Annotated in this window: 14 protein-coding genes and 1 pseudogene; 6 read left to right on the top strand and 9 right to left on the bottom strand. The window is 70.4% G+C overall.

The features are described 5' to 3' along the window. Positions 1-64: 64 nt before the first annotated feature. The 6 genes from ACW4TU_RS07860 to ACW4TU_RS07835 all read right to left on the bottom strand — a co-directional run bounded on the left by ACW4TU_RS07860 (position 65) and on the right by ACW4TU_RS07835 (position 8,986). Positions 65-2,971 carry a glycoside hydrolase family 2 TIM barrel-domain containing protein gene (locus ACW4TU_RS07860; RefSeq protein ID WP_457426003.1) on the bottom strand — a complete coding sequence of 969 codons (2,907 nt, stop codon included), beginning with the start codon at positions 2,969-2,971 and terminating at the stop codon, positions 65-67. A gap of 25 nt (positions 2,972-2,996) precedes the next feature. Beyond that, positions 2,997-3,875, bottom strand: coding sequence for a carbohydrate ABC transporter permease (locus ACW4TU_RS07855; protein WP_457426001.1), 879 nt, complete (start codon positions 3,873-3,875; stop codon positions 2,997-2,999). Further along, the gene (locus tag ACW4TU_RS07850; protein WP_457425999.1) at positions 3,872-4,837 is read right to left on the bottom strand and encodes a carbohydrate ABC transporter permease; all 966 of its coding nucleotides are present in this window, start codon (positions 4,835-4,837) and stop codon (positions 3,872-3,874) included. Before ACW4TU_RS07850 ends, ACW4TU_RS07855 begins: the two co-directional genes overlap by 4 nt. A gap of 20 nt (positions 4,838-4,857) precedes the next feature. Continuing rightward, the gene (locus tag ACW4TU_RS07845) at positions 4,858-6,120 is read right to left on the bottom strand and encodes an ABC transporter substrate-binding protein (RefSeq protein ID WP_457425997.1); all 1,263 of its coding nucleotides are present in this window, start codon (positions 6,118-6,120) and stop codon (positions 4,858-4,860) included. 222 nt (positions 6,121-6,342) lie between these two features. Next, on the bottom strand, positions 6,343-7,578 hold the full coding sequence (locus tag ACW4TU_RS07840) for an ROK family transcriptional regulator (protein ID WP_457429967.1): 1,236 nt from the start codon (positions 7,576-7,578) through the stop codon (positions 6,343-6,345). A gap of 163 nt (positions 7,579-7,741) precedes the next feature. Beyond that, positions 7,742-8,986, bottom strand: coding sequence for an FAD-binding protein (locus ACW4TU_RS07835; RefSeq protein WP_457425995.1), 1,245 nt, complete (start codon positions 8,984-8,986; stop codon positions 7,742-7,744). A gap of 149 nt (positions 8,987-9,135) precedes the next feature. Between ACW4TU_RS07835 and ACW4TU_RS07830 the strand changes: the two genes are divergently transcribed. Both ACW4TU_RS07830 and ACW4TU_RS07825 read left to right on the top strand, forming a co-directional pair. Beyond that, the gene (locus tag ACW4TU_RS07830) at positions 9,136-10,458 is read left to right on the top strand and encodes a radical SAM protein (protein WP_457425993.1); all 1,323 of its coding nucleotides are present in this window, start codon (positions 9,136-9,138) and stop codon (positions 10,456-10,458) included. 262 nt (positions 10,459-10,720) lie between these two features. After that, positions 10,721-12,217 (top strand): cellulose binding domain-containing protein, encoded by a 1,497-nt coding sequence (locus ACW4TU_RS07825; RefSeq protein ID WP_457425991.1) that lies wholly within the window; start codon positions 10,721-10,723, stop codon positions 12,215-12,217. 64 nt (positions 12,218-12,281) lie between these two features. Here ACW4TU_RS07825 and gndA read toward each other — a convergent pair whose 3' ends face one another. Then, a complete protein-coding gene (gndA, locus tag ACW4TU_RS07820; RefSeq protein ID WP_457425989.1) occupies positions 12,282-13,724 on the bottom strand; it encodes an NADP-dependent phosphogluconate dehydrogenase in 1,443 nt (480 codons plus the stop codon). A 305-nt stretch (positions 13,725-14,029) separates the two neighbouring features. Here gndA and ACW4TU_RS07815 point away from each other — a divergent pair, with 305 nt between their 5' ends. Next, a complete protein-coding gene (locus ACW4TU_RS07815; RefSeq protein ID WP_457425987.1) occupies positions 14,030-16,465 on the top strand; it encodes a helicase C-terminal domain-containing protein in 2,436 nt (811 codons plus the stop codon). On the opposite strand, the gene ACW4TU_RS07810 is transcribed toward ACW4TU_RS07815, so the two are convergent. Further along, positions 16,444-16,788, bottom strand: coding sequence for a hypothetical protein (locus ACW4TU_RS07810; RefSeq protein ID WP_457425985.1), 345 nt, complete (start codon positions 16,786-16,788; stop codon positions 16,444-16,446). The genes ACW4TU_RS07815 and ACW4TU_RS07810 overlap by 22 nt on opposite strands. 289 nt (positions 16,789-17,077) lie before the next feature. Between ACW4TU_RS07810 and rsgA the strand changes: the two genes are divergently transcribed. From rsgA to ACW4TU_RS07795, 3 genes and pseudogenes are all read left to right on the top strand, one after another. Continuing rightward, positions 17,078-18,196: a ribosome small subunit-dependent GTPase A gene (gene rsgA, locus ACW4TU_RS07805; RefSeq protein ID WP_457425983.1), complete on the top strand. Its 1,119-nt coding sequence runs from the start codon at positions 17,078-17,080 to the stop codon at positions 18,194-18,196. Between the two features lie 211 nt (positions 18,197-18,407). Then, positions 18,408-18,866 (top strand): annotated as a pseudogene (locus tag ACW4TU_RS07800) (helix-turn-helix domain-containing protein); the annotation flags it as partial. A gap of 161 nt (positions 18,867-19,027) precedes the next feature. Then, complete coding sequence (locus tag ACW4TU_RS07795) at positions 19,028-19,564, top strand: methylated-DNA--[protein]-cysteine S-methyltransferase (RefSeq protein ID WP_457425981.1); 537 nt, start codon at positions 19,028-19,030, stop codon at positions 19,562-19,564. Between the two features lie 12 nt (positions 19,565-19,576). On the opposite strand, the gene ACW4TU_RS07790 is transcribed toward ACW4TU_RS07795, so the two are convergent. Then, a complete protein-coding gene (locus tag ACW4TU_RS07790) occupies positions 19,577-19,948 on the bottom strand; it encodes a PPOX class F420-dependent oxidoreductase (protein WP_457425979.1) in 372 nt (123 codons plus the stop codon). Between the last annotated feature and the right edge of the window lie 38 nt (positions 19,949-19,986).

Raw genomic sequence — 19,986 nt, 5'->3', positions numbered from 1 at the left:
CTCGCGACGCACGAACACGGCCGTCCGGCTGGGGAGCCGGACGGCCGTGTGACCGGTAACATCCTCAGCCATCGATGGCCGAGAAGACAACGGAGAATTCAGCGGGCTGAACCCGCAGCAGGTACTGCGGAAGCGCGCCCGGCCCGCAGGACTGCGAGCCGATTCCCTGCTGTCCGTGGTCGAGGTTGATCCACACCGTGTCGCCCGGGGTCAGGTCGGTGAGGTGGTCGGCCGCGTCGAGCTGTTCGCTCGTCCAGCGCCGGGCCGTGAACGAGAACTCCGGGTCGCCGTCGATCCGCAGCGAGGCAAGCCCCTTGCCCCAGCCGATCTCCGCCCAGCGGACGTCGGCGCGGGCGCCGTTCTCCTGGGGGCGGAGGTAGGGAGTCTGGAGGTCGTCGATCGTGGACTCCCAACGGCCCAGCATGGAGGCCGACTTGGTGTCGGGGTAGCCCTCGCCGGGGCCGCCGCCGTGCCAGGTCACGTCGCTGCCGTTGAACAGCCCGAGGCGCAGCCCGAGCCGAGGCAAGGGCACCTGCCAGTCGCCCTCGGGGGTCACGGACACCGTCAGTTTCAGCCGTGTCCCGTCGGACGTCCACCGATAGACCGTGCGCAGGGCCACGTCGGCGGCGGCCGGCGCCACCCGGGTCCGTACGGTCAGGGCGTCCTCGCCCAACTCGATTCCGTCCAGACGGTGTTGCATCCGGTGCAGGCCAAGCTTGCGCCAGAGGACGCCGTACCGGATGTCGGGCTGCCAGGCCGCGCCGAAGTCGTTGTCGGTGGGCGCGCGCCACACGTCCAGCTTGACGTCCATGACGTCGATCCCGTGGATCGCTGCCAGTTCGCCGGTCGAGGGGGTGAAGACGGCGGGCCCGAGCACGATGCCTTCCTGCTCGTCGTGTACGGGGCGCGCACTGGCGGTGACGGTCACCGGCCGGCGTGCCTGGACGGGGAGTTGGCCCCACGCCACCGGATGACCCTTGGGTCCCCACGCCGTGTCCTCGGCGAGCGTGGCCCGCACGGTCCAGCGGGTCTCGGCGCCCTGGCCGTCGGACGGCGGCTCGGGGAGCTTCACGTCCGCCGACTGGCCGGGGGCGAGGGTCGCGGGCACCGCCAGGGTGCCCGTCTCGACCGCCGTGCCGTCGACGTCGTACGACCACGTGAAGGTGAGCGCGGACAGGTCGGCGAAGTCGTACGCGTTGGTCACCCGCACGGTCCCGTCCGTGCCGTCGCCCTCGATCCGGACCGGCTCGATGACCTTCTTGTACTCGACGAGCCCCGGCGACGGCGTCCGGTCCGGGAAGATCAGCCCGTCGCAGACGAAGTTGCCGTCGTGCAGCTCCTCGCCGAAGTCGCCGCCGTACGCGTAGCCGAACCGCTCGTCCTTGATGCCGTGGTCGATCCACTCCCAGATGAACCCGCCCTGGGTACGGTCGTGGGCCTCGAAGATCCGCTGGTAGTCGGCGATGCCGCCGGGGCCGTTGCCCATGGCGTGCCCGTACTCGCAGAGGATGAACGGGAGTCCGCGCCGTTTCCGCGTGCCGCCGTCCAGGCCCTGGCCGATGCGCTCGGTCTCCGCGTGGTCGGCGTACATGCGGGAGTACATGTCCGTGTCGCGGCAGTCCCAGTCGCCCTCGTAGTGCACGAGCCGGGAGCTGTCCCGGCTGTGGATCCACTTGGCCATGGCGGTCAGCCCGCGTCCGGTGCCGGCCTCGTTGCCCAGCGACCAGATGACGACCGACGGGTGGTTCTTGTCGCGCTCGACCATCCGGGACGCGCGGTCCAGGAGGGCCGGGGTCCAGCGGTCGTCGTCGACGGGGTTGTCGCGCCAGTTCTGCTCGGTGAAGCCGTGGGTCTCCAGGTCGCACTCGTCGATGACCCACAGGCCGTACTCGTCACACAGGTCGAGGAAGGCCGGGTGCGGCGGGTAGTGCGAGGTGCGGACCGCGTTCAGGTTGTGCCGCTTCATCAGCAGCACGTCGGCCCGCATGGTCTCCAGGTCGAGGGTGCGGCCCTTCTCGGGGTGCCACTCGTGCCGGTTGACGCCCTTGAAGAGCACCGCCTTGCCGTTGACCTTGATGAGTCCGTCCGCCAGTTCCACGGTCCGGAAGCCGATGCGCAACGGCACCCGCTCGCCGGCGGTGACCAGCTCGCCGTCGTACAGGCGGGGATTCTCGGCGGTCCACGGTTCGACCGCGACCGCCACCGCGTCACCGGTCCTGACATCGATGTCCAGCTCGGGGACGGTGACTCGCCCGTCGACGTCGGACTCGACGCGGAGCGTGCCCTCGCCGGTCGTGTGGTCGTACGAGGAGTGCACGAAGAAGTCGAGAACACTGGCCGCCGGGCGGTGCAGCAGCGTCACGTCCCGGAAGATGCCCGGCAGCCACCACTGGTCCTGGTCCTCCAGGTACGAGCCCGACGACCACTGGTGCACCCGCACGGCGAGGACGTTGCCGGTCGGCTTCAGGAGCTCCCCGACCGCGAACTCGTGCGCCAGCCGCGAGCCCTTGAACTCGCCGATGTCCGTGCCGTTCAGCCACACCCGGGCGCACGACTCGACCCCGTCGAAGCGCAGCACCGCCCCGCCGTCCGACAGGTCGGGCCAGTCGGACGGCAGATCGAAGACGTGCAGGTGGTCGCCGGTCGGGTTCTGGGTCGGCACCCTCGGCGGGTCCACCGGGAAGGGGTAGAGATGGTTGGTGTAGATCGGTGAACCGAATGCCCCGTCGCCCTGGAGGACCCAGTGACCGGGGACCGTCACCTCGGCCCAGTCCCCGGCGTCGAACCCCGGCTCGGCGAACGAGTCGTCCGCCTCGTCGGCGGTCGTCGACAGCCGGAAACTCCACCTGCCGTTCAGGGACAGCGAACCGGCGTCCGAGGACGCGTACCAGGCGCGAGGTGGCAGGACCCCGCGGCCGGGTGAGACGTCTTCGACGTAGTCGGTGGACATGGCCGTGGTGCGGAAGGACATCGGTCTCCAGGTATTGAGGGAAGGTTCAGCCCTTGATGCCTGTCTGTGCGATCCCCTGCACCAGCCAGCGCTGGAGGAAGAGGAACACGAACACCAGGGGAAGGATGGAAATGGCGGTCGCCATGAAGATCAGGTGGAAGTTGACCGTCTGATTCGTCATGTACGACGACAGTGCCACCTGCACCGTCCAGGCGCTGGGGTCCTGGCCGATGACCAGCGGCCACAGGAAGGAGTTCCAGCCGTTGATGAAGGTGATCGTGGCGATCGCCGCGAAGAAGTTCAGCGAGTTGGGTACGACGACACGCCAGTACGCACCCCAATAGCCGAGCCCGTCCACGCGCGCCGCCTCCTCCAGCTCCTTCGGGAACCCCAGGAAGTACTGCCGAAAGAGGAAGCAGGTGAAACCGCTGAAGAGGCCCGGGACGATGAGACCTTGGTAACTGTCCACCCAGCCGAGGGACGAGACCAGGACGAAGCTGGGCACGAAGGTCACGGCGGTCGGCACCATCAGGGTGGTCAGGACGAGGTAGAACACCTTGTTGGCGTGCTTGTAGGGGATGCGCGCGAGCCCGTATCCGGCGAGCGAGCACACCAGGAGGATGCCCGCGGTGTTCAGGACGGCGACCACCGTGGAGTTCCACATGGACTGGGCGAAGTCCACGGTGACGTCGTTGAACGGCTCGGTGATGTTGCCCCACTGGATGTCGGTGGGGAACCACTTCCAGCTCTCGCCGGTGATCTCCGGGTCCGTCATCAGGGAGTTGCGGACGATCAGGTAGAAGGGGAGCAGGAAGAGGAGGCCGGCGACTCCGGTCGCGATGTACAGACCGGTGCTGCCCATGACGCCGCTGTGCCTGGCCCTGACCGGCTTCTTCTGCCCGGTCTCGGGTGCTGTGGTGGTCACTTGCCCTCCTCACCCCTTCCGAAGCCCATGATCCTGCCCTGCAGCAGGGTGACGACGCAGATCAGCATCGTCAGCACGACAGCGCCCGCGCTGCCCGCGCCGTAGTTCTGGTTCTCACCGAGGGCCATCTTGTAGAGCTCGACCAGCGGGGGCTGCCCCCAGGTGGCCTTGGAGAGCAGGTTGAAGAACTCGTCGAAGGCCTGGTAGGCGGCGACCAGCAGAAGCAGGATCACCGCGGTCGACGTCGCCCGCAGCTGGGGCAGTGTGATGTAGCGGAAGGTTTGCCAGCCCGGCTTGGCGCCGTCGATGGAGGCGGCCTCGTACAGCTCACGTGGGATGTTCTGCAGTGCCGCGATGAACAGGATCATGTAGAAGCCCGACTGGAGCCACAGCCGCACGGTCACGATGACCATCCAGTACCAGGGCGGATCCGGAGACGCGAGCCAGGCGATGTTGTCGATGCCGAACCAGCCGATGACGGTGTTGGCGAGGCCGAACCGTACGCCGTTGAAGATGGACATCTTCCAGATCAGCGAGGCGGCGACATAGCTGACCGCCGTGGGCAGGAAGAAGACCGACCGGAAGAAGGCCCGCATGAACCGCAGCCGGTTCACCAGCAGCGCCAGGCCCAGCGAGAGGGCCCAGGTGGCCGGCACGATGAACGCCGCGAACACGGTGAACGTGACCAGCGAGTTCAGGAAGTCGACGTCGGTCAGAACCTGCTTGTAGTTCTCGAAGCCGACGAAGTCGCTCGGGGTGACCGTGAAGCGTGCCTCGAAGAAGCTGAGATAGATGCTCCAGCCGATGGGCACGAAGACGAAGACGATCAGACCGATGAGGAACGGCCCGGTGAAGAGCCAGAAGTTGAAGGCGCTGCTCGCCCGCAGGCCCCGCCGCGGCCGGTCCTTGGAGACCTTGGCCGGGGCGGGCTGGGCGACCCCGCGCGTGGTGGTGGTCGACATGTCGTAGTCCGTCCGGTGGGCTATCCGAAGAGCTTCTTGAGCTCGGTGTCGACCTTCTTCTCGCAGGCGTCGAGCTGGGCCTTCGGGTCGTCGTCCTTACGCACGGAGTTGGCCATCACGTCGTTGACCGAGGCGATCATGGCCTGGGTCCAGCCGATGTTGTCGAAGTGGCCGAACTCGTTGAACAGCTTGACGCCCTCGGCCGGCAGACCGGTCTTGAGCTTGGTGGCGGTCTGGGCGATCGACGTGCGCGGCGGGATGTGGAAGCCGTAGGAGGTGGCCCAGTCCTCCTGGTACTGCTTCTGGTCGATCCACAGCCACTTCACGTATTCCTTGGCCGCCTCGACGTTCTTGCCCTTGGCGTTGACGAACATCGACCAGCCGCCGTTGGTGACCGACTGCTTGCCGGCGGCTCCGACCTTCGGGAAGGGGAAGATGCCGATGTCGTCGCCGAGCGCCTGCTGCATGGCCGGCATGGCCCACATGCCGCACCACTGGATCGCCGTCAGGCCCTGCGTGAAGGCCGACGGGTCCCACCAGTCGGTGGGAGCGCCGAGCAGCAGGTTGCCGCTGGTGAACAGGGTCCGCAGCTGCTTCAGTCCCGCGGCGACCGCGTCCGTGTTGAAGGCGGGCTTGTTGTCCGCGGTGAGGGTGTCGGCGCCGGCCGACCAGATCAGGTTGTTCTGGATCGGGGTGAGGTCGTTGCCGAGGTAGGCGCCCTTGATCTTGCCGGTCTTGAGCTTGGCGGAGACCTCGATCAGCTCCTCCAGCGTGGTCGGCACCTCGACCTTGGCCTTCGCGAAGAGCGAGGGGCGGTAGAAGAAGAACTGCGGGTCGTCGATCATCCGGACGCCGTATATCTTGCCGTCGACCGTGTGCGAGGTGATGTCGGCCTGGTTGAAGTCGTCCTTGACCGGGTTGATGATGTCGGACAGGTCCGCCACCTGGCCGCTCTTGATGAGCTGGATCTGCGGGTGGAACTCGAAGACGTCGGGTGCGTTCTTGGTGAGCAGCGCGGCGAACAGCTTCTGTTCGAAGTTGGAGCCGGTGATCCACTGCGTGGTCACGTTGGCGCCCTTGTAGGCCTTGGCGTACTTCTTGATGGCCTGCTCGGTGCCCGCCTCGCCGTACGCGTGGAAGTACTGGACGAGCGCGTCGCCCGAACCCCCGCCGCTGCGGCCGGTGTTCCCGCCGCACGCGGTCAGTCCGCCGGCGGCGGCCAGGCCCATGGCGGCCCGCAGAACGTTCCGGCGGTCCCAGTTGCTGTTGCTCAATGCCGACATGTGACGTCCTTGTCTCGAGTACGGCCGCGGCCCTGTCGCCTCAGCGCCAGATGGCTCAAATGAGGTTGCGGAGCCGGACGTTAACCTTCGGCTAAGGCTTCGGCAAGGGGTTGGACGAAGCCCGTTCGAAACGTTGCGGACTGTTCGGGATATCGGACGCGGCAGATGAGCGGACCGCCACAACAGCGGTTCGCCCGGAGGAGATTGACGGTTGGCCCAGACCTATTTCAGGGGTACCGGACCGCTGCGCCGGGCGGCCGAGGACCGCTGGGTGACCGCGGACAGGGCACCTTCGAGAGCGAAGGTCGCAGCGCCCAGGCACACCGGGTCCCCGGGGATGGGGGAGAGGACGATCTCGGTGGCCGCCAGGGGCCGTTTCAGCGCGTGCCGGGCCACGGCCTCACGCACCTCGGCCACCAGCGGCTCGCCCAGTGCGGCCGCGACCCAGCTGCTCAGCACGACGATCTCGGGGTTGAGCAGGTTCACCAGGTCGGAGATGCTCGCGCCCAGATAGCGGGCCATGTCCCGGATCACCCTGACGGCCACCGGATCACCGGCGGCGACCCCACGGGCCAGCGCGTCGACGGTCGCCGTCTGGTCGTCGGGACGCAGCAGCGCGCCACCAGGGTCCAGCTCCGCCAGGTTCAGCATGATGCCGGGCGCACCGACATACGTCTCCACGCACCCGTGGTTGCCGCAGTGGCACAGGCGCCCGTCCAGTACGAGCGTCGTGTGCCCCCACTCCCCGGCGCTGTTGCTCACCCCCCGGTGCACCCCGCCGCCGATCACCAGGCCGGCCCCGACGCCCGTCCCGAGGTTCACCACGACCGCGTTGGCGTGGCCGCGTACGGCCCCGAACCACAGCTCGGCCACCGCGCAGGCGCGCAGGGGGTTGTCGAGGTGCAGCGGATAGGCGATGTGCTCGGTGAGCAGGTCCAGGAGGGGCACGTCGTGCCAGTCCCAGTTCGGCGCGTACTCGGCGACACCGGTGACCCGGTCCACCTGCCCCGGCACGCTCACCCCGACACCGAGGACCCGGGCCCCCTCGATCCCGGCCTGCGCGACCACCGAACCGACGGCCGTGGTGACATGCCCGACCACCTGCTCGGGGCGGCTCTCGCCGGGGCGCATGTACTCGGCGGCGCGGGCCAGGACGTTCAGCCCCAGGTCGAACAGCTCGACCCGGACGTACGTCTCCGCGATGTCGACGCCGATCAGCGCGCCGCCCGCCGCGTTGACGGCCACGAGCCCCCTCGGGCGTCCGCCCGCCGAGTCCTCGAAGCCGACCTCGGTCAGCATCCGCAGGTCGATGAGCTCCCCGACGAGCGTGGCGACCGTGGCCAGACTGAGCCCGGTGGCGGCGGCCAGCTCCTGCCGGGACGTCGGTGACTCGGCGATGATCTGGCGCAGCACCTCGTAGCGGTTCGCGGTGCGGATGTCACGTGATGTGCGCTTCACCACCGGGCTTGCCCCCTCGCCGTGCAGACCTCAGTGCAGACAGGCCGGAGTGCGACGGCACCGGCGCGGCGCAAGGCTATGGGCAGTGAGGGAGGTTCGACAAGGGGTTAGGAAAGGGGCTGAGGAAAGTCTCCGCGCACGTGGCGCCGTATCCGGCCCGGGGTCAGCCGCCGAGCACCTCCCGTACGAACGCGTTCGTGAACTTCTTCGAGGGGTCCAGGAACGCCGCCAGCGCCGCGAAGTCCGCCAGCTTCGGATACCGTCCGCGCACCACCTCCGCCGGTACGGCGAACACCTTGCCCCAGTGCGGACGTGCCCCGTACGGGTTCAGCGCGGCCTCGACCCGCCGCACCACGGGCAGCACCGCGTCGGTGTCCGCCACCCAGGTGAAGTGGAACGCCACACTGTCCCGCCCGTACGCCGGGCTCAGCCACTGGGTGTCGGCGGCGATCGTGCGGACCTCGCACACCTGGAGCACCGGCGCGACGACGTCCCGGATCGCGTCGAGCGAGCGCAGCGCGTCCACGGCGTACGGGCGCGGCAGCAGATACTCCGACTGCAGCTCCTCGCCGCTGCTCGGCGTGAACTCCGCCCGGAAATGCGGGAGTCGCTCGTGCCAGGGCCCCGGCACACCGAACTGCTCGGTGCAGTTCACGGCCGGCATCCCCGGCACCGGGTGCATCGCCTCGGTGGCGGGCGCGGCCCATGGGAAGTCCGGCGGTGCCTGGTCGGTACGACGCTTCAGCCACACCTGCCGGAAGCCCGGCGCACGCCAGTCGGTGAACAGGCTCACGCTGTACGCGGCGCCCGCCACGGCCTCGAAGTCCAGCCCGTCCAGCGGCAGTTCGGTGAACACGTACTGCTCGACCTCGAAGTCCGCCTCCAGGTCGAGGGTGAGGGCCGTGACGACGCCCAGCGCGCCGAGCGCGGTGACGGCGCCCTCGAACCGGTCCTCGCCCCGGGTGATCGTCACCGTCGAGCCGTCCGCCGTGACCAGCTCGACCTCGCGCACCGGGGCGGCGAGCGAACCGTTGCCCACCCCCGAACCGTGCGTACCGGTCGCCACCGACCCCGCCACGGAGATGTGCGGCAGGGACGCCATGTTCGGCAGCGCGAGCCCGCGCCCGTGGACGACCCGCGCCAGCTCCGCGTACCGGACCCCGCCCCCGACCCGGACCGTACGGGCCGCCGTGTCGACGTCGACCTCCTGCTCCAGCCCGGCCAGGGAGAGCAGGACACCGCCGTCGCCCGGCTCCGCGATCTCGTTGAACGAGTGCCCGCTGCCCAGCACCCGCACCCGCGCGCTCCCGGCCACCAGCGCCCGCAGGGCGCCCAGGGAGCCCGGTCGGTGCAGCTCCGTGGGCGTGTAGATGATGTTGCCCGCCCAGTTGGTCAGCGTCTCGGCCATGGGGTTCGTCCCTCCGCTCAGGTGGGTCGACCCTCTCACGCAGTCCCGTGTGACATGCCCGAGGGGCCCCGCGGCCACGGACGCGCAGTCGGGGGCATACCGTGAGGAGTCGAACGCCGGAGTACCGCCGGAGCTGGAGGAGACACGGGATGGGCAGCCGCACCGCGCTGGTCGAGGATCTGATGGAGCGCTTTCCGCATGTACCGCGGGAAGCTGTCTTCAAAGAGGACCTGCTCAGGGGTGGTGTGGCCTTCGATCCGTCCGCGCTCAGCGACAACGAGGGCGGCGACGTCAAACCGAAGTCGTACTTCATCTTCTCCTTCGACCACGGCACCCTCCCCGAGCTGGGCGAGGCCGCGCTGCGCCGCCCGCCGGAGGAGATCATCCTCACCGGCGGTCCCTACGACCTGCGCCGGACCGTCGTCTCGGTGCGCGTGAACCCCGCCTCGCCCTACCGGGTGGCGTCCGACGAGGACGGCGTCCTCGGGCTCTACCTGGACGGGAAGCGGATCTCCGACGTCGGCGTGCCGCCGATGCCCGAGTACTACAAGCACAAGCTCTCCAGCGGGAAGTCCGTCATGGAGGTCGCCCCGACCATCCAGTGGGGCTATCTGATCTACCTGACCGTCTTCCGGGTCTGCCAGTACTTCGGCGCCAAGGAGGAGTGCCAGTACTGCGACATCAACCACAACTGGCGCCAGCACAAGGCGGCCGGGCGGCCCTACACGGGCGTGAAGGACGTCGACGAGGTCCTGGAAGCCCTGGAGATCATCGACCGCTACGACACGGCGAAGGCCTCCACCGCCTACACCCTCACCGGCGGCGCCATCACCTCCAAGCTCCAGGGCCGTGACGAGGCCGACTTCTACGGCATGTACGCCAAGGCCATCGAGGAGCACTTCCCGGGCCGCTGGATCGGCAAGGTCGTCGCCCAGGCGCTGCCGAAGGACGACGTACAGCGCTTCAAGGACTACGGCGTGCAGATCTACCACCCCAACTACGAGGTGTGGGACCGCCGGCTCTTCGAGCTGTACTGCCCCGGCAAGGAGCGCTACGTAGGCCGCGACGAGTGGCACAAGCGCATCCTCGACTCGGCGGAGGTCTTCGGCGCGCGCAACGTCATCCCCAACTTCGTGGCCGGCGTGGAGATGGCCGAGCCGTCCGGGTTCACGACGGTCGACGAGGCGATCGCCTCCACCACCGAGGGCCTGCGCTTCTTCATGTCGCACGGCATCACGCCCCGCTTCACCACCTGGTGCCCCGAGCCCACCACCCCGCTCGGCAAGGCCAACCCCCAGGGCGCGCCGCTCGAGTACCACATCCGCCTCCTGGAGGCCTACCGCGCCACGATGGACGAGTTCGGCCTCGCCTCACCCCCCGGCTACGGCGAACCCGGCCCCGGCCGCGCCGTCTTCTCCGTCAGCTCCTTCATGGACAGCCTGCCGGCCCGGGATCCGGCGGCGCAGGTCTGAACGGAACGCCGCCGACATCCGTATGGGGGGACGGTGGTCGTACTTCCAGGGAACGAATCCGGTCGTTTTTCCCACCTCGGACCACCGTACGGCGAGCCCGCGTTGACATGTTGCGACATGTGGATACGTCGCTTGTCAGTTGTGCGGGAAACGTGAAAAGCTCGGGCTCCGTTTTGCAAAACGGTACCCAACTCCCCTTCTCGTGGGGTCAGTTGACCATGACGTTGGCGTGTGCAAGCCGTTGATGCTGGAGTCCCCCCATATGCCAGATCTGCCGACCCCTCAGGACGCCGCCGAAGCAGCGCTGTTCTCCGAGTGCTGGGACGCGGTCCTCTCGTACGCCGACCTGTGCACGTCCGGCTCGTCCGCCGGCACCGAACTGGCCGCCGAGGCGTTCACGCACGGTATCCACGCGGCCCGGGCCGCCGACTTCGGGGCCCGCAACACCGGGCGCCGCATACCCCGCCTGCCCTGGATACCCCTGCTCCTGGCGGCGGTTCGCAGTACCGCCGCGTCCTGGGAGGAGACCGGGCACGGCAACCACCTCGACCCCGACCTGCGACTGTGGCTCAACTCCGACAAGGCCGCCCGGTACGTGGGGCCGCCGCTGCGCCGCCCGCTCGCCCTGCGCGCCCTGCGCGACATGCAGGAACCGGACGCCGCCCTGATCTGGCTGGCCGAGGTGGAGGCACTGCCGCTGGGCCAGGTGGCCCGCCGGCTCGGCCTCGACCCGGTGAACGCCGCCGAGGAACTCGCCCAGGTACGCGTCCTGTTCAGGGACCGCTGCCAGCGCAACCTGCTCGACACCCCGCTGAGCCCCGACTGCCGCCGCTTCGCCCGGCTGCTCGACGCGGTCACCCGCTCACAGGGCGCCGAGGTGCCCGAGGACCTCTCCCGGCACCTCGCGACCTGCGTGGAGTGCGCCGAGGCCGCCGCCTGCCTGCGGCTGTACGGCGGGATCAGCGGACTGTCCGCCGCGCTCGCCGGCGGTGTCATCGGCTGGGGCGGGCTCGCCTACCTGGAACGGCGCCGCCGCGCCGCCGAGGCCGGCCTGCTCGGCGGGCGCTCCGAAGCGGGCATCAACACCGGTCTCACCATCGGGGAGTACCGCCCGCGCATCGGCCGTACGGCGATCCTGGTCGCCGCCGTCATCGTCTCCGGGCTGGCACTCACCGTCTCGATGATGCCCTTCAACGGCTCCGGCAACGACCCCTCCGCGAAGGGTGTGACCGACGGGAAGCCCGTGATGGACCCGTCGTCCGTCCTGCCGTCCGGCCTGACCGTTCCCGCGGGCTCCACCCCGTCCCCGGTGCCCCGGCAGTCGGACGACCCGGAGCCGGAGTCGTCCCCGGCACCCGCCGACAAGCCCGACCCGGAGCCCCAGGGCACCTCCGTCGCCACCGCGCGCGGCGAGACGCCGAAGCCGAGCCCCGACGAGAGCGCACCGGTGTCCTGCGAGGTCGAGTACGACCTCGTCAACGAGTGGCCCGACGGCTTCCAGGCCACCATCAGCGTCACCTCCGCGACGGCCGTCGACGGCTGGCGCATCGCCTGGAGCTTCCGCAACGGCCAGCAGATCGGCCAGATGTGGGACGCGGGCTTCTCCCAGGACGGCGCCCGTGTCACGGCCACGGCCGCCGACTACAACAGGTCCGTCGCGGCCGACGGCACGGTCTCCTTCGGCTTCCTCGCCAGCTGGCAGGGCAAGAACGAGGCCCCGTTCGACTTCACGCTGAACGGCAGCAGCTGCACGAGCTGAGCACCCATGCACCCGGGCCGGCCACTCCCGCGGCGACACCGCCGCGGGAGTGGCCGGCCCGAGGTCAGATCACCTCGGTCTCGCTCCGGTCGGCCCGCTCCCAGAGGGTGTGGAAGCGGCCCTCGCGGTCGGTACGCCGGTAGGTGTGAGCGCCGAAGTAGTCGCGCTGGCCCTGGGTGAGGGCGGCGGGCAGCCGCTCGGCGCGCAGGGTGTCGTAGTACGACAGGGCGGCGGAGAACGCCGGGACCGGGACACCGTGCCGGGCGGCCGTGGCGACGACCTCGCGCCAGGGAACCTGGGCGTCGGCGATCTCGGCCGCGAACCCCTCCTCGGTGAGCAGGGTGACCCGGCGGGGATCGGCCTCGTACGCGGCACGGACCCGGTCGAGGAAGGCGGCGCGCACGATGCAGCCGCCGCGCCAGATCTTCGCTATCGCGCCGAGGTCGATGTCCCAGCCGTACTCCGCCGACGCGTCCAGGATCATCTTCCAGCCCTGCTCGTAGGCGATCAGCTTCGACGCGTACAGGGCGTGCTCGACCAGGCAGGCGAACCGCTCCGCCTCGTACGCGGTGAGGTCCCAGCTGGTGCCCCCGGGCAGCTCGCGATAGGCGGCGCGCAGGGCCCGCTGGCCCGAGGCGGCGCGGGCGAAGGTGGCCTGGGCGATGGCGGTGACCGGGGAACCGAGGTCCAGGGCGGTGCGTACGGTCCAGCGGCCGGTGCCCTTCTGCCCGGCGGCGTCGGCCACCACGTCCACGAAGGGTCTGCCGGTGGCGGCGTCGGTGTGGGCGAGCACCTCGGCGGTGATCTCCATCAGGTACGAGTCGAGGCGCCCCTTGTTCCACTGGCGGAAGACCTCGGCGATCCGCGCCGGTTCGTACCCGCCGACCTGCCGCAGCAGGTGATAGGCCTCGCCGATCAGCTGCATGTCGGCGTACTCGATGCCGTTGTGCACCATCTTCACGAAGTGCCCGGCGCCGTCCGTGCCGACATGGGTGACACAGGGCTCGCCGTCCACCTTGGCGCTGATCGTCTCGAACATCGGCCCGAGCGCGGCATACGACGCCACGGAGCCGCCGGGCATGATGCTCGGCCCGTGCAGCGCGCCCTCCTCACCGCCCGAGACACCCACGCCGACGAAGTGGATACCGAGCCCGCGCAGCGCCTGTTCTCGGCGCCGAGTGTCGGTGAAGTGGGCGTTGCCGCCGTCGATGATCATGTCGCCGGGTTCCAGGAGCGCGGCGAACTCGTCGATCACCGCATCGGTGGCCGCCCCGGCCTGCACCATGATCATGAGCCGCCGGGGGCGCTCCAGGGCCGCCACGAACTGCTCGGCCGTCTCGGCCGGCACGAAGTCGCCCTCGTGCCCGAAGTCCTCGACCAGTGCCTTGGTCCTGGCGGGGGTCCGATTGTGGAGAGCCACGGTGTAACCGTGCCGGGCGAAGTTCCGGGCCAGATTCCGGCCCATCACCGCCAGGCCGGTGACGCCGATCTGCGCGGTCGCCTTCATGGTGTGCTCCTTCGCTCGGTGCGGTCCCAACCGCCACACGATCAGTTACGGCTGGTGGGGCCCCAGTTGTTCAGCCGGATGCGGGGTGGTGTCGAGAGCGGAGGTGCGCTTGAGGCGAAAGTGCTTTCTGCGACGGCCGTCACAGGCCGCGTCGACCGCGGCGGGCGCGACGCCGCCACCGCCGACGGTGTACACGGAAGTGGGATTCTCTCGCCACGGAACGCGACCGTCCTCCGGGATGCGTCATCCTGGTGGTGTCCTTGGCAGGACCGGTCGCGGTCCGGAAGCCATCGGTGCTCGTTCTCGTGAGGTGTCCCATCGCCAAGCCCGGCGGATCAACACTGGCCGTATGGCTGAGCGGTCTCGAATCCCGGCAGTTGGAGCGGGTTCTCGCGGCTCGCGCGGATTCCGTGGCGCCACCCGAACCACGGTCGCTCGGCGAACTGACGGACCGTCTTCAGCGCCCGGCGTCGGTGGCGCTCGTGCTGCCCCGGCTCGCGCTGCCGCACCTGCAGGTGGCCGAGGCGCTGGCGGCGCTGGGGCCGGCTTCACGCACCGCACTGGCGGATCTGCTGGGCGCGAGCGGAGGCGAGGGTGCTCGGGGCCTGGACATGGCCCTCGGAGCGCTGGCCGATCATGCGCTGGTCTGGCCGGACGGTGAGGGGCTGTTGCGCTTGGCGGCGCCGTTGCGGCAGGCGTGGGACTCGCCGTTGGGACTGGACGCACCGCTGGTCGAACTGCTGGCGGACACGACCTCCGAGGAACTGCGCCGGATGCTGGCGGCCCTGGGCGTCCGGTCACCGGCCGGCACCAAACAGCAGCGGCTGACGGCTCTGGTGGCCCACCACAGTGATCCGGAGCGCGTTGCCGCGCTGGTGGCGGGCGCACCCGCGGCCACCCGGGAACTGCTTGAGCGGCGCGCGGGTGACGAGACCGGACTCCCCGACGCGCAGGCGGAGTTCGTCGTCCTCGGGGTCGTACGGCCCGACTCCGGGCCGGAAGCGCGCTGGGCGCTTGAGCGGGGACTGCTGGTACAGGACCGGCACGGTTACGGACCTGCCCGTATGCCCGCCGAGGTGACGCTCGCGCTGCGCGGGGGCGACTGGCGCGCCCCGTTCGCGCCGGCCCCGCCCGAAGTGCGTTGCATGCCCCTCACACAGGCGGACGTGGACCGGGAGGCAGCTGCCTCGGCCACGGCGTTCGCCGCCCACGCCGCGTCGGTCCTGACGGTGTGCTCCGCCGCTCCGCCGGCCCGGTTGAAGTCCGGTGGCGTCGGAGCGCGTGAGCTGTCCCGGGTCGCCAAGGCGGCGCGGTGCGACGACATCGTCGTACGCCTCGTCCTGGAAACGGCGTACGCCGCCGGGCTGTTGGCCCGGGACGGTGCTCAGGTCGTGGCGACGGACGGCTACGACGCCTGGGCGCGGCGAGAACCGGCGGAGCAGTTCACGGTCCTGCTCCAGGCGTGGCGGACGCTGCCGTCGACCCCGTCCCAGGCTCGCGACGAGGACGGCAAGGCACTGGCCGCACTTGCCGGAACATCGCCGTGCGAAAGCTGTGCGCAGGCGCGGGACGGACTCCTCAGTGCCGCAGCGCACCTCCCGGCGGGCCAGGCGGCGAAGAGCGCCGCGGAACTGGGGCCGCTGGTCGCCTGGTACCGCCCGCTCGCCCATCAACTCCCGCAGGACACAACGCCGTTCGAGACGCTGGTCCGCGAAGCCGAACTGCTCGGAGTCATCGCCCGCGGCGCCCTGTCCCGCATCGGTGCCGCCGTGCGGGCCGACGACACGAAAGCCCTGGCCGCGGCCTGTCAGCGCCTGCTTCCGACCGCCACCAGGGCCGCCCGCTTCGGCGCCGACCTCACGGTCGTCGTCACCGGCACGCCCTCCGCCCACCTCGCGGACCTGCTGGACACCGTCGCGGACCGGGAAGCCGGAGGCACGGCGTCGGTGTGGCGGTTCACTCCGGGCACCATCCGCCGCGCCCTGGACTCCGGCCGTACAGCCGACGCGATCACGGCCGACCTGGCAGCCGTCGCCGTCGGTTCCCTCCCACAGCCGCTGTCGTACCTGATCCACGACACCGCGCGCAGCCACGGCCGTATACGCGTCACGTCCGCGGCCTGCGTGATCCACGGGGCGGAACCCGCCCTCCTCGCCGAACTCGCCGTCCACCGAAAGCTCGTCGGACTCGGCCTACGGCAACTGGCACCAACGGTTCTCATCAGCCGGACCCCGCTCGACAAGACCCTCGCCGCGCTACGGGCCGCGGGCTATGCCCCGGTCGCCGAGACCGCCGACGGGACGGTACGGGTCGAACAGCCCCCGAGCCACCGTGCCGCCGCCCCGGTGCCGCACCCACGTCTGCCCGGCGGCTCGGGCGCACAGGCGAAGCGGTCCCCGGCCGCCGTCGACGTGAGCGCGCTGGCCGTCAGGCTGCGGGCCGCACCGACCTTCGCACCGGATCCTGATCCGGGCAACGGAGTCCCCTTCGGCACCGACACCGAGGAAATCATCGCCGGGTACGCGCACCTGCTGTCCTTCGCCGACGTCCGTCAACTGGCCCACGCCATCGACGAGGGCCGGGCCGTGACCATCGAGTACGTCGCCGCGTCGGGCAGCCGCACCGTGCGCACCCTCAGCGAGATCGATTACGACCCGCCCTACCTGTACGCCTGGTGTCACCTGCGCGACGACGAACGTGTCTTCACCCTCTCCCGGATTCAAGGCGTCATGCCCGCGTAGCCCTGGCCCCTCCCCGCATACACGGTCGCTTCCTGGCGAGCCTGCCAGGTGGCCTGGACCAGAACCCGTTCGGTGCTCGCCAGGTGGACTGCCGCGGCGAGCCAGGCCGACGCGGAGTGGTCGGGGTCGGCTTCGTCGAGCCGGCCGAAGACATCACGGGTGCGGCGGTCGGCCGCCGCGGTGAGTGCCGCGGCCAGGTCGGCGGCGGTGCGGAATCCCGTACGGCGCAGGGAAGCCGCGTCGTGGCCGAGATCGCCGCTGCGGGTGGGCTCGGCGACCGCACGGCGGCCTCCGGCGACGGCCGGTTCGACCAGCCGCCGCACCCGCGGTGGGCAGGCTCGACTCGGTGCGAGCCTGCCCACCGCGGGTGCGCCGTAATTCGATGGCGCCGCGGCCCCGGATACCTCTAGGGTCGGTGGTGTTCGAGCGGCAACCTACGGTTGCCGTGGGTGACTTTGCTCGGGAGGTGTGACCGATGGCTGTCGTTGAGATGGGCGCTGCCCGCATCCGGAAGTTCATCAAGTCCACTTCTGTGGCCTCCGGCTGACCTCAAGTCTTTGATCCCGCGCCCGTGAGCGCGGTGCCGGGGCCACCCTTGTGAAGGGTCACCCCTTGTCTTTCTCATCTCTCCTGGGTTCGTCCTCGTCATTCCCTTCCCCGCATCCGCTCCTGCCGTATGGCTGGGATGCGGGCTGGGAGGCCGAGTTCGCCCCCTATGCCGAGCAGGGTCTTCTGCCCGGCCGTGTCGTGCGGGTCGACCGAGGCCAGTGCGACGTCGCCACCGCCGACGGGGTGCTGCGCGCCGACACCGCGTTCGTCACCCCGCACGACCCGCTGCGGGTCGTGTGCACGGGCGACTGGGCCGTGGTCGAACCGGCCGGCGACCCCCGTTACGTCCGTACGTATCTGCCGCGCCGGAGCGCGTTCGTACGGTCCACCTCCTCCAAGCGCTCCGAGGGCCAGATCCTCGCGGCCAACGTCGACCACGCCATCGTCGCCGTGTCGCTGGCCGTGGAACTCGACCTCGGCCGCGTCGAACGGTTCCTGGCGCTGGCCTGGGAATCGGGTGCGCAGCCTGTCGTGGTGCTCACCAAGGCCGACCTCGTACCGGACGCGACGACCCTCTCGTATCTCGTCCAGGACGTGGAGGCCGCGGCCCCCGGGGTGCCGGTGCTCACCGTCAGCTCCACCAGCGGGGACGGCGTCGACGTCCTCGCGGCCGTCGTCGCCGACGGTACGGCCGTGCTGCTCGGGCAGTCCGGTGCGGGCAAGTCGACTCTCGCGAACGCGCTCCTCGGCGTGGACGTCATGGAGGTCCAGGCCACCCGTGACGCCGACGGCAAGGGCCGGCACACCACGACCACCCGCAATCTGCTCGCCCTGCCCGGCGGGGGCGTTCTGATCGACACACCGGGGCTGCGCGGCGTCGGCCTCTGGGACGCGGGCACCGGCGTCGGGCAGGTCTTCGCCGAGATCGAGGAACTGGCCGCCGGGTGCCGCTTCCTGGACTGCGCCCACACGGCGGAGCCCGGGTGCGCGGTGCTGGAGGCGCTCGACTCGGGGGTGCTCGCCCAGCGGCGGCTCGACAGCTACCGCAAGCTGCTGCGGGAGAACCAGTACATCGTCGCCAAGACCGACGCGCGGTTGCGGGCGGAGATCCGGAAGGACTGGAAGAAGAAGGGGGCGGAGGGGAAAGCGGCGATGGAGGCGAAGCGGGGGCGCCAGCGGTAACGCTGCCGGGGGTACGCGGGGGTTGTGCCGCCCCCGCCGCCCGCTGGGGGCTGCCGCCCCCAGACCCCCGCATCGGCCCTGAAGGGGCCTCGTCCTCAATACTCCCCCAGAGGGGGGACCCCCAAGGGGCTGGATATGAGTGGGCGGGTGGGAAACGTGATGTCCGATAGCCGCCAGCGGCAACCTCCCCCCGTGCCGCAAACTGGGCAACGTGACCGACCAAGACACCAGGTACGCAGCCGTGCGCAGCAGGGACTCCCGGTTCGACGGTGAGTTCTGCTTCGCCGTCGAGACCTGCCGCCCGGACGCGGTTCCCGGCTCCGCCGAATGGGACGTGCGTGCGGACGTCGTGGGGAGGGCGATGCGGCTGATCGGCGACGGGGCCGTGGACCGGGAAGGCGTCGCCGGCTCGCCGTACGGCTCGGATACAGCGCCCGGCAGGTGCAGCGCCGGCTTCACCGCGGAGCTGGGGGCGGGCCCCGTCGCCCTCACCCGGGCCCAGCGGGCGCCCACCGCGCGCGTGCTCCTGCGGACCACCGCGCTGCCGGTCACGGAGACCGCGTTCGCCTGCGGGTTCGCCGGCGTGCGCCAGTTCGACGACACGATCCGAACCGTGTACGCGGCGACCCCGAGCGCCCTCCGCGACGAAGCCCGCCGCGCACTGCGCGCCCTGCCGGGACTCGACGCCCGTACCGTCGCCGTCGTCCGGGATCCTGCCCTCGGCGACCCCGACGTCGCGCCGCCCGGCGTGGACGTGCCCGACACCTGGCGCCCCTGGCGCTCGTACGCCCTCCATCACCTCATCGCCGCAGGCGAGTGGGAGCACACATCATGACGACACACCCCGCTGTTTCCGCGACCGCTTCGGTGACCGTCCACTGGACCGTCCTCGACAGCCCGGTCGGCCAACTCCTCCTCACCGCCGACGAGTCGGGTGCCCTGACCTCGCTCTCCGTGCCCGGCCAGAAGGGCGGCCGGAGCGTGCGGGGCGCCGAGGAGGGCTGGCGGCAGGATCCCGGGCCCTTCCGGGCGGCAGAAGCACAGCTTGCCGCCTACTTCGCCGGTGAACTCACCGAGTTCCGGCTGGAGTTGCGAAGCACCGGGACGGAGTTCCGGCAGCGGGTCTGGGACGCCCTCGACTCGGTGCCGTACGGGGAGACCACCACGTACGGGCGGATCGCCGCGCGCATCGGGGCCCCAAGGGCCGCCGTACGGGCCGTCGGTGGGGCGATCGGCGCCAATCCGCTGCTCGTGCTGCGGCCCTGCCACCGGGTGATCGGCGCGGACGGCTCCCTCACGGGATACGCGGGCGGCCTCGACCGCAAGCGCCACCTGCTCGGTCTGGAGGGCGCCCTGCCGACCCCGTGACGGCGGCAGCCCTCAGTCCTCCTCCAGGCCCCAGCTGTGGATGCGCCTCGGATGGACGCGGATCACCTCCTCGCTGAAGTGGGGACCCAACTCGTGCGGGCCCGTGAGGAGTTCGGCCTCGCCCCGGATGTCGACGCCGCGCACCTTCCAGGGGGTCACGCTCACCACGTCGTCGACGACCAGCGCCACCTTCGGGTTCTTCTCCAGGTTGCGCCATTTCTTGCTGGTTCCCATCGAGTAACCGCCGATCAGGATCGTCCCGTCGTCCTGCGGGAAGAAGCCGACGGGGTTCGCCTGCGGCTGCCCGTGCGGGTCGACGGTGGCGAGCCGTCCCAGCCGCTGGCTCCGGAGATAGGCACGCTCGGCCGCGCTGAATTCGGTCATGCCGGAAGCCAAACACGGCGGCCCCGGCGGGCGCAGCG

Source organism: Streptomyces kryoterrae, assembly GCF_054072135.1.
The sequence above is the reverse complement of the archived record's forward strand: the minus strand, read 5'-3'. Positions and strand labels throughout refer to the sequence as shown.

Bases quoted from the DNA above. Each gene is read 5' to 3' on its own strand.
- ACW4TU_RS07830 (WP_457425993.1), top strand. From the start codon at position 9,136: ATGGGCAGCCGCACCGCGCTGGTCGAGGATCTGATGGAGCGCTTTCCG.
- ACW4TU_RS07860 (WP_457426003.1), bottom strand. From the start codon at position 2,971: ATGTCCTTCCGCACCACGGCCATGTCCACCGACTACGTCGAAGACGTC.
- ACW4TU_RS07825 (WP_457425991.1), top strand. From the start codon at position 10,721: ATGCCAGATCTGCCGACCCCTCAGGACGCCGCCGAAGCAGCGCTGTTC.
- ACW4TU_RS07845 (WP_457425997.1), bottom strand. From the start codon at position 6,120: ATGTCGGCATTGAGCAACAGCAACTGGGACCGCCGGAACGTTCTGCGG.
- ACW4TU_RS07790 (WP_457425979.1), bottom strand. From the start codon at position 19,948: ATGACCGAATTCAGCGCGGCCGAGCGTGCCTATCTCCGGAGCCAGCGG.
- gndA (WP_457425989.1), bottom strand. From the start codon at position 13,724: ATGAAGGCGACCGCGCAGATCGGCGTCACCGGCCTGGCGGTGATGGGC.
- ACW4TU_RS07795 (WP_457425981.1), top strand. From the start codon at position 19,028: ATGACGACACACCCCGCTGTTTCCGCGACCGCTTCGGTGACCGTCCAC.
- ACW4TU_RS07835 (WP_457425995.1), bottom strand. From the start codon at position 8,986: ATGGCCGAGACGCTGACCAACTGGGCGGGCAACATCATCTACACGCCC.
- ACW4TU_RS07850 (WP_457425999.1), bottom strand. From the start codon at position 4,837: ATGTCGACCACCACCACGCGCGGGGTCGCCCAGCCCGCCCCGGCCAAG.